This window comes from Streptomyces sp. NPDC006265 (assembly GCF_040613555.1).
Taxonomy (GTDB): domain Bacteria; phylum Actinomycetota; class Actinomycetes; order Streptomycetales; family Streptomycetaceae; genus Streptomyces.
The window spans coordinates 1-1,748 of record NZ_JBEXSH010001299.1 but is presented as its reverse complement, the minus strand read 5'-3'; the positions used below and the strand labels follow the sequence as shown (position 1 = coordinate 1,748).

Annotated in this window: 1 protein-coding gene and 1 pseudogene; both read left to right on the top strand. The window is 70.8% G+C overall.

The window, feature by feature from the left end:
* Window positions 1-149 (top strand): annotated as a pseudogene (locus tag ABZ281_RS48185) (methylmalonyl Co-A mutase-associated GTPase MeaB); the annotation flags it as partial.
* 121 nt (window positions 150-270) lie between these two features.
* Window positions 271-1,725: an argininosuccinate synthase gene (gene argG, locus ABZ281_RS48180; RefSeq protein ID WP_356665056.1), complete on the top strand. Its 1,455-nt coding sequence runs from the start codon at window positions 271-273 to the stop codon at window positions 1,723-1,725.
* Window positions 1,726-1,748: the final 23 nt, after the last annotated feature.

Genomic DNA, 1,748 nt, shown 5'->3' with positions numbered 1-1,748 from the left:
AACTCCTCGGCCGCCTCCACGCCGACCCGGCGGTACGGGCGCTGGCGCCGGTGCTGGAACAGCGGGTCCGGGAGGGCGAGCTCACCCCGACGCTGGCCGCCGAGCGGATCCTCGGGGCGCTCGGCGGCTCCGAGGCAGCGGGTTCCTGAAGCGGAAGCAACCGGCCCGGCGGTGTTCCGGGACGTCGATGCCCTGGCACGGCGATTCCCTGGCACGGCGATTCCGCATATGTGGCTTGCATGACTATGCAAAGTGATACATACTCTTTCCATGTCCAAGGTCCTCACCTCCCTGCCCGCCGGCGAACGCGTCGGCATCGCCTTCTCGGGCGGTCTCGACACCTCCGTCGCGGTCGCGTGGATGCGCGCCAAGGGCGCCGTCCCGTGCACCTACACCGCCGACATCGGCCAGTACGACGAGCCCGACATCGCCTCGGTGCCCGGCCGCGCCAAGACGTACGGGGCCGAGATCGCGCGTCTGGTCGACTGCCGTGCCGCGCTCGTGGAGGAGGGCCTGGCCGCGCTGACCTGCGGCGCGTTCCACATCCGCTCGGGCGGGCGGGCGTATTTCAACACCACCCCGATCGGCCGCGCCGTCACCGGCACGCTCCTGGTCCGGGCGATGCTCGAGGACGACGTCCAGATCTGGGGCGACGGCTCGACCTTCAAGGGCAACGACATCGAGCGGTTCTACCGCTACGGCCTGCTCGCCAACCCGCATCTGCGCATCTACAAGCCCTGGCTGGACGCGGCCTTCGTGACGGAGCTCGGCGGCCGCAAGGAGATGTCCGAGTGGCTGGTCGCGCACGGGCTGCCCTACCGGGACAGCACGGAGAAGGCGTACTCCACGGACGCCAACATCTGGGGCGCCACGCACGAGGCCAAGACCCTGGAGCACCTGGACACCGGCGTCGAGACCGTCGAGCCGATCATGGGCGTCCGGTTCTGGGACCCGTCGGTCGAGATCGCCGCCGAGGACGTGACGATCGGCTTCGCCGAGGGCCGGCCGGTGTCGGTCAACGGCAAGGAGTTCGCCTCCCCCGTCGACCTGGTCATGGAGGCCAACGCCATCGGCGGCCGGCACGGCCTGGGCATGTCGGACCAGATCGAGAACCGCATCATCGAGGCCAAGAGCCGTGGCATCTACGAGGCCCCGGGCATGGCCCTGCTGCACGCCGCCTACGAGCGCCTCGTCAACGCGATCCACAACGAGGACACCCTCGCCCAGTACCACACCGAGGGCCGGCGCCTGGGCCGGCTGATGTACGAGGGCCGCTGGCTGGACCCGCAGGCGCTGATGATCCGCGAGTCGCTCCAGCGCTGGGTCGGCGCGGCCGTCACCGGCGAGGTGACGCTGCGGCTGCGGCGCGGTGAGGACTACTCGATCCTCGACACCACCGGCCCGGCGTTCAGCTACCACCCGGACAAACTGTCCATGGAGCGCACCGAGGACTCCGCGTTCGGCCCGGTGGACCGGATCGGCCAGCTCACCATGCGCAACCTCGACATCGCCGACTCCCGCGCCAAGCTGGAGCAGTACGCCGGCATCGGCCTGATCGGCACCGGCAGCCCCACCGTCGGCGCCTCCCAGGCCGCCGCGACCGGACTGATCGGCACCATGCCGGAGCTGCCGCAGGGCGGCGCCCAGGTCATCGCCTCCCGGGGCGAGGTCTCGGAGGAGGACGCGTGGCTGGACCGGGCCGCGATGGAGTCCGGCACGGACTGAGTCCACAGCACCGCCGAGAGGCC

Coding starts and splice junctions, on each gene's coding strand:
- argG (WP_356665056.1), top strand. CDS start 271: ATGTCCAAGGTCCTCACCTCCCTGCCCGCCGGCGAACGCGTCGGCATC.